This is a genomic window from Niveispirillum sp. KHB5.9 (assembly GCF_048066115.1).
GTDB lineage: Bacteria > Pseudomonadota > Alphaproteobacteria > Azospirillales > Azospirillaceae > Niveispirillum.
In genome coordinates this window covers 23,273-30,316 of record NZ_JBLTYX010000039.1, presented here as the reverse complement: position 1 = coordinate 30,316, position 7,044 = coordinate 23,273, and the positions used below count along the sequence as shown (strand labels likewise).

The window sequence follows — 7,044 nt, the reverse complement described above, 5'->3', positions numbered from 1 at the left end:
ATCCGCCTGATGCAGCACATGCCGAGCGGCGGTGCCTCGCCTCGCTTCTGCCTTATGGTCGATCACGAGCGACAGTTGGTTGTCGCAAACGAAGAGGGGGACTGCGTCACTCTCTTCGAGATCCGAGCCGACGGGACGCCCGCACCATCTCACGCCACCCTCCCCCTGAATGGCGCGGCATGGCTGTTGTCAATGGAAGGGGGTGACAGGTGATCACGACGCAACGCAGAAACTCCAAAGTCTGGAAACGCCGTCACTCTTCTCGAATGATGAAGTCCGGGCACGCAGGTAATAATATCGTCCTGTTCGCGCGCAGAATTGTCAGGTGCTTGTTCGGTGTCGGAAACATTGTCCATTGAACTGATGGTGTGGATGGGCCTTCAACTGGGGATGGTTGGCTGCAAGGCATAGAGGCAGTCGTCCAGGGGCAACAACGTATGCCGGCGAAAAGCGACGATCACGGCTTCTTCCTCCAGGGTCAGGGCGGTAGATTTCACCTCCCGGGGACCTGTTGGCAAGTCGGTGATGCAACTCCGCTTCTTCCACTTCGCAACGGTCTTCTGGTTGATCCCTTATCAGGCGGCAAGCGCCCTCAGGCTCTCTTGACTATTCTGGAACCGAAGCTCAACGGACGATCCGACAAGCAATTGGACGCCACGGCAAGCACTTGAAGTCACAGACATGTATGATCGCCCGCATGGGAGGATCAAGCATGACAGAAACCATCCAGGAACCCAGACCCCTTGCGCCGCCGGCCGAAAAGCTGAGCCGCCGCGCCCTGGCCCGCATCGCCGCCGTTGCGGGCGTCGCCGGCCTGCTGCCAGCCGCAGCAGCCGCGAAGACCAGCGCCGACGCAACCCGCGTGTTCGACCCCACCCGGCTGGGCCGTGTCCACACCCTGCCCTCCACCCCGCAGACCATCCGGTCCGGGGTGCTGGACCCCGCCGCGAAACCGGTGCTGACCATCCGGTCCGGCGATGTGGTCCATTATCCCGATACCTGGCTGCATTGGGGCAACAAGCCGAAATACGGCATGTCGTTCGAGGAGCGGGAACCGATCCGCAAACAATATCGCGAGGGCCCCTTCTCCCTGATCGGCCCCGTGGCCGTGGAAGGGGCGGAGCCGGGCGACACGATCGAATGCCGCATGCTGCGCCTGCGCCCCATCGACTGGGGATGGAATTCCGCGCCGCTGGGTGTCGGTGCCATTCCGGAGGATTTCGACAAGCCCTATCTGAAATATTTCCGCTTCGATGCCGACCGGCGGCATGCGGAATTCGCACCCGGCATCCGGCTGCCCCTGGCCCCATTCCAGGGCGTGATGGCGACGCAGCCCAATGGCGAGGCACCGGTCAGCGCCATCCTGACGGGCGATTATGGCGGCAACATCCTGATGCCGGAACTGGGCGAAGGCACGTCCCTGTTCCTGCCGGTGCAGCAGGCGGGCGGCAATCTCTGGACCGGGGACAGCAACGCAGTACAGGGCGACGGCGTAGTGAACCAGACCGCCATCGAGACGGCCATGGAGGATCTGCGCATCCAGTATGTACTGCACAAGGGTGTGCGCGCGCCCGGCCCCCTGGGCGAGACGCCGACCCACTGGGCCGTGCTGGGCTATGGCGACAGCCTGGATGACGCGATGGTGATGGCCGTGCGCCGCATGGTGACGCGGCTGTCCGAGGCGTTGGGCATGGACAAGGGCGATGCGTATTCCATCACCAGCCTGGCCGGCAGTTTCCGGGCCAGCCAGTTCGCGCGGCAGAGCCATACCAACTATGTCGTGAAGCCGGCAAAGGCCGTGCAGGGCCTGCTGCCCAAGGCGATCTTCAGCGCCGACCACGCGGCACGCATTTCCAACGCCATCCGTACAGGAGGGGTGTGATGACCGCGACCGCACAACCCACCGCCCCCGTATCGGCGGCCCGCGTCATTATCATCTGCGCCCTCGTCGGGTTCCTGGACGGGTTCGACACCCAGGCGCTGAGCCCCACCGCCAAGCATATCGCGGTCAGCCTGGGCTTTCCCATCCAGGATCTGGGCCTGATCTTCAGCGCCTCCCAGATCGGGTTCTTGCTGGGCGCCCTACTGCTGGGCCCCATGGGGGACCGGTTCGGGCGCAAGCGCATGCTGCTGATCACCGTTGTGATGTTCTCCCTCTGCTCGCTCGCTACAGCCTTCGCCCCGTCGTATGAGGCCTTGTTCGTCATCCGGGTGCTGGGGGGCATCGGGCTGGGCGGGGCGACGCCGAATTTCGTCAGCCTGGCATCGGAATATGCCCCGCCCGCCAAACGGGACCGCATTGTCACCATGATGTGGGCGGCCGTTCCCCTGGGTGGCATGGCGGCTGCCCTGACGGCCGGGCAGTTGATGAACAGCGCCGGCTGGCGCAGCGTCTTCTATATCGGCGGGGTGGCGCCGCTGCTGCTGGTGCCCGTGATGGCCCGGTTCCTGCCGGAATCGCGGGAGACGGGCAAAGCTGCCGCCGCGAAGGCAACGGGCGGCACGGCCGATGCCCTGTTCGCCCGGGGACGCTGGCAAGGCACGATGTGGCTGTGGCTGGCCTCCTTCGGGGGATGGATGAGCCTGATCGTCACCATCTTCTGGACGCCGACATTGCTGGCCGGTGCCGGCCATGCGTCGGGCGTCGCCACCTCCATGCTGGCCCTGCACAATGTCGGCGCCATCACCGGCACCCTGGCGCTGGGCGCACTGATGGGCCGGCTGAAGCCGCTGACGGCCCTGTGTCTGGCGCTGTCGGGATCGGCACTGGCCATCCTGTCCATGGGCCTGTCCATCGATACGGTGGCCACCCTGTCGGTCGCCACGCTGGCGGCGGGCTTCTTCGGGTCGGCGGGTGCCGGCGCCCTGATCGCGGTATCCAGCGGGCTGTACCCATCCGCGATCCGGGCCACGGGTGTGGGCTTCGCGCTGGGGGCCGGCCGTATCGGCGGGTTCCTGGGGCCACTGCTGACCGGGCTGGTGGTCGCGCTGGCCTGGCCCGCGACCACCACCTATCTCGCCATTGCCGTGCCGGCCGCCATCGCGGCGCTGGCCGTCCTGATGCTGGCCCGCTGGCGGGCCGCCAATCCTTCGGAGAATTGAGATGAGCATTCCTGAAAAGGCACAGCCCGTGCGCAGCCTGATCCGCTATGGCCAGGCCGCCGCCCTGATCGATGCCGCCATGGGCATCGCGGGGGAACGCGGGGCAAAGCTGTCCTTTGTGGTGGTGGACAGTGCCGGCCATCTGGTCGCCGCCGGTCGCATGGACGGCGCCCCCTTCATCACCATCGAGGTGGCGCGCGGCAAGGCCTTTGCCAGCGTCGCCACGGGCGGACAGCCGGGCGGCGCGCTGGCCGCGCGTTATCAGGAAAACCCGATGGTCTGGGGCAATGCCGCCGCCCTGGGGTTCGGCGCCCCGATGCTGCCGGCCCAGGGCAGCCTGCCGATCTTCATCGGTGGCGTGCTGGTGGGCGCCATGGGGGCCAGCGGCGCCCCATCCGCCGTGGATGAGGCCGTGGTGAAGCAGGCCATCGAAAGCATCGGCGCCAGCACCGGCACCTGACCGCCTGAACCCACAATCAGAGATTTCCAGGCGTGACCGGTCCTGACCGGCCGGTCACGCAACACCCCCCTTTTTGCGCCCGCGATGCGGGTGCCGGGCGTTTTTACGAAAGGAATTCCCCATGCGGATCATCGCCTATCAGTCCGGCGCCGGTACGGCACTGGGCGTCATGGATGGCACGGACAGCTTCATCCCCCTGGCCGACGCCGCCCCCGACCTGCCATCCGACCTTGTCGCCATTCTGGCGATGCCGGACGGGCTGGACCGGGTGCGGGCGGCCGTGGCGGGACGGACGGGCACGCAGGCCCTGGCCGATGCCCGGCTGAAACCCTTCCTGGGTCGGGCCAATGCGCTGTGGGCGCTGGCGCTGAACTTCAAGACGCATATCGAGGAGACGGGCCTGACCACCTCGCGCCTGCATCCACACCTGTTCCTGCGCACCGCCGCTTCCTATGTCGGGCATGGGGAGCCGATCCTGGCCCCACATGAGGATGTGGCCCGCGCCTTTGATTATGAAGGCGAGCTGGCCGTGGTGATCGGGCGCGGCGGGCGGCATATCCCGCGTGACCGGGCGCTGGACCATGTGGCGGGCTATAGCTGCCTGAACGAGGGGTCGGTGCGGGAATATCAGCACCATAACCGCCAGTTCGGCCTGGGCAAGAATTTCGAGGCGTCGGGCAGCTATGGCCCCTGGCTGGTGACGGCCGATGAATTCGGCGATCCGGCCCGCCACCGGGTGAAGACCCGCGTCAATGGCGTGACGCGCCAGGACGCGCCGCTGGACGATATGCTGTTCGACGTGGCCGGCACCATCGCCTATCTGTCGCAAGCCTATACGCTGCGTCCCGGCGACATGATCGCCATGGGCACGCCGGGTGCCCTGCACCCCGCCGAGGATGATGTGGATGGCCGCGACCTGTCCCGGCAGTTCGGCACCTTCAAGACACCCGGCCTGGTGCATATGCGCCCCGGCGACAGGGTGGAGGTGGAGATCGACGGGATCGGCGTGCTGTGCAACCCGATCCAGGGGGATGCGACGCCGGTTTACCGGATGGGGTGAGTTTGGGGGCTTTAAAACTTGGTTCCCTCACCCTCCCAGGCCTTGACAGGCCTGGGCCCCTCCCTCGCCCGCGCAGCGGTGGGAGGGTGAGGGAACGGCCGCTCCTCACCCTGGGCCGTTCACCGCCCCAGCCACCCCGCCGCCAACGCCCCGAACGCCGCCGGGTCCTCCAGCATCGGGTAATGCCCCACCCCCGCCATCACCAGCAGTTCCGCCGCCGGCAGCACCGCCATCCAGGTGGCGCGGACCAGATCGGCGGTGATGGCCAGATCCTGTTCGCCGATCAGCACGGCGACCGGCACATCCAGCCCCGCGACACGGTCGGCGAAATCATCGCCGGACCAGCTCTCGAAATAGGCGGCGAACGACTCTTCGCGTGATTGGGCGAAGGAACCGGCCACCAGTTCACGATACAGATCGGCCGGAAGCCGGTCAGACGTGGAATGGCGGATGATGCCTTCCCGCGCGCCTGCATCCCCCGCCGCCGCGCGGAACAGCGCCTTTGTCGCGTCGTCGAACGGGGCCGCACCGGCCCAGACCGGTGTGACGGCCAGCAGCCGTTCCACCCGCGCCGGGGCCGCCACCGCCACGCGCAGCGCCGCCTTGCCGCCCATCGAATGGCCGATCAGGCTGACCCTGTCCCAGCCCAGGCGGTCGGTCAGGTCCAGTGCATCGGCGGCGATGGTGGCAATGTCGAACGGCCCGCCCCGGTCACGGGACAGGCCGTATCCACGCTGATCCATCAGCGCCAGGGTCCAGGTTTCGGGGTCGAAGGCCGGCAGTGCCGGCCGATAGACCCCATGGTCGCCGAACCAGCCATGCAGCAGCAGCGCATGGCGGGGACCGCGACCATGGAGACGATGGCCGATCATGGGCGATGATACCTTTCGATCTTCTGGTCGATGGCGCCGAACAGCGACCGTCCGTCGGAACCGAACATTTCCATCCGCACCCGGTCACCAAAGCGCAGATAGGGCATGGAGGCGGCACCATGCTTCAACTGTTCATGCGCCCGTTCCTCCGCGATGCAGCCACTGCCATAGCGTTCATGATCGGCATTGGCCAGCGCGCCGGCCCCGATGACCGTGCCCGCGCGCAGTTCGCGCGTGCGGGCGGCATGGGCGATCAACTGCGCGTAATTGAAGGTCGCGTCCTGACCGGGTTCCAGCTCTCCCAGACGCTTTCCATTCACCTCCACCAGATACCGGCCCGACAGCAGCCTTCCGTCCCAGGCGGCGCCCAGTTCGTCCGGGGTGACGGCGACCGGCGCCATGCTGGAGATGCACTTGCCCTGCAAAAAGCCGAAGCCGCGCGCCAGTTCCGGCGGGATCACACCGCGCAGGGAATAATCGTTCAACAGGGTGATCAGCCGCACGTAACGCGGCGCCTCCTCCGCGCTGACGCCCATCGGCACGTCACCGGTGATGATCACCACCTCGGCTTCCAGGTCGATGCCCAGCCCATCATCCTCCGTCAGGCGCAGCGGTGCCACCGGCCCCAGCATCGGATCGGACACGCCCTGATACATCAGGGGCACCTGGAAAAAATCGTCGGGCACCTTGGCCCCGCGCGCCGCCCGCACCACCGACATGTGGTGGTAATAGGCGCTGCCATCCAGAAACTGATAGGCGCGCGGCAATGGCGCCAGGGCGATGGTCGGGTTGAAGGGGAATTCCCGTTCCACCGGGCCGGCGGCCAGACGGTCGGACAGCACATGCAGGATCGGCCCCACGCGGTCCCAATCGTCCAGGGCGGCCTGCATGGTGGCGGCGACGCCGGTGGCGCGCACCGCGCGGGTCATGTCGGGGGAGACGACGACCAGCGTACCGTCGCGCCCGCCCTCTTTCAGGGTTGCCAGCTTCATTGCATCACCTCGCGCTTGTAACCATGGGAAGACCCGAACACTTCAGCCCGGCGAGACCAGTCATGCGTGCGGCTCCACAGATCCAGCACGTCCATCGCCTCACGCTCGAACTGTGCTTCCTGTTCCTTCGTCGCGGTGCGGGCCGTCAGTTCCAGACGGTGGCCGGACGGGTCGAAGAAATAGATGGAGAGGATGAAATCATCATGATTGGTGGGACCGATGACATCGACCCCCTTTGCCTCCAGTTCCGCCTTGGCGCGCAGCAGGGTCGGCACGTCCGCCACCTCGAAGGCGAAATGCTGGACCCAGCCGGGCGTGTTGGTGTCCTTGATGCCCGGCGGGGATTGCGGCACCTCGAAAAAGGCGATGTTGGACCCGTCCTCCATCTCGAAGAAGATATGGATATGCGGGCTGTATTCGCCGGTGGAGGGCACATGGTCCTCCCCCATGGCATGGGTGAATTTCAGGCCCAGGACGGTGGTGTAGAATTCCACCGTCTCCTTGGCGTCCACGCAGCGAAAGGCCGCGTGGTGCAATTTCTTGCACAACATGGGGACA

The 7,044-nt window shown here is 66.5% G+C and carries 8 protein-coding genes and 1 pseudogene; 5 read left to right on the top strand and 4 right to left on the bottom strand.

The window, feature by feature from the left end; translation table 11 throughout:
- Positions 1–213: beta-propeller fold lactonase family protein (locus ACM9HJ_RS30235; protein WP_416575524.1), on the top strand; the 213-nt coding region annotated here is incomplete at its 5' end.
- Between the two features lie 173 nt (positions 214–386).
- Here ACM9HJ_RS30235 and ACM9HJ_RS30230 read toward each other — a convergent pair.
- A pseudogene (locus tag ACM9HJ_RS30230) lies at positions 387–683 on the bottom strand (hypothetical protein); the annotation flags it as partial.
- Between the two features lie 29 nt (positions 684–712).
- Here ACM9HJ_RS30230 and ACM9HJ_RS30225 point away from each other — a divergent pair.
- From ACM9HJ_RS30225 to ACM9HJ_RS30210, 4 genes are all read left to right on the top strand, one after another.
- Complete coding sequence (locus ACM9HJ_RS30225; protein WP_416575523.1) at positions 713–1,882, top strand: acetamidase/formamidase family protein; 1,170 nt, start codon at positions 713–715, stop codon at positions 1,880–1,882.
- Positions 1,882–3,102, top strand: coding sequence for an MFS transporter (locus ACM9HJ_RS30220; protein WP_416575522.1), 1,221 nt, complete (start codon positions 1,882–1,884; stop codon positions 3,100–3,102). Before ACM9HJ_RS30225 ends, ACM9HJ_RS30220 begins: the two co-directional genes overlap by 1 nt.
- Position 3,103: 1 nt before the next feature.
- On the top strand, positions 3,104–3,562 hold the full coding sequence (locus ACM9HJ_RS30215; protein ID WP_416575521.1) for a GlcG/HbpS family heme-binding protein: 459 nt from the start codon (positions 3,104–3,106) through the stop codon (positions 3,560–3,562).
- 121 nt (positions 3,563–3,683) lie between these two features.
- A complete protein-coding gene (locus ACM9HJ_RS30210; RefSeq protein WP_416575520.1) occupies positions 3,684–4,622 on the top strand; it encodes a fumarylacetoacetate hydrolase family protein in 939 nt (312 codons plus the stop codon).
- Positions 4,623–4,741: 119 nt separating this feature from the next.
- Here ACM9HJ_RS30210 and ACM9HJ_RS30205 read toward each other — a convergent pair whose 3' ends face one another.
- The 3 genes from ACM9HJ_RS30205 to ACM9HJ_RS30195 are packed head-to-tail and all read right to left on the bottom strand — an operon-like array spanning position 4,742 to position 7,037.
- A complete protein-coding gene (locus ACM9HJ_RS30205) occupies positions 4,742–5,494 on the bottom strand; it encodes an alpha/beta fold hydrolase (protein WP_416575519.1) in 753 nt (250 codons plus the stop codon).
- Positions 5,491–6,486: a fumarylacetoacetate hydrolase family protein gene (locus tag ACM9HJ_RS30200; protein WP_416575518.1), complete on the bottom strand. Its 996-nt coding sequence runs from the start codon at positions 6,484–6,486 to the stop codon at positions 5,491–5,493. Before ACM9HJ_RS30200 ends, ACM9HJ_RS30205 begins: the two co-directional genes overlap by 4 nt.
- Positions 6,483–7,037, bottom strand: a complete 555-nt coding sequence (locus ACM9HJ_RS30195) for a VOC family protein (RefSeq protein WP_416575517.1) — start codon at positions 7,035–7,037, stop codon at positions 6,483–6,485. Before ACM9HJ_RS30195 ends, ACM9HJ_RS30200 begins: the two co-directional genes overlap by 4 nt.
- Positions 7,038–7,044 lie beyond the last annotated feature (7 nt).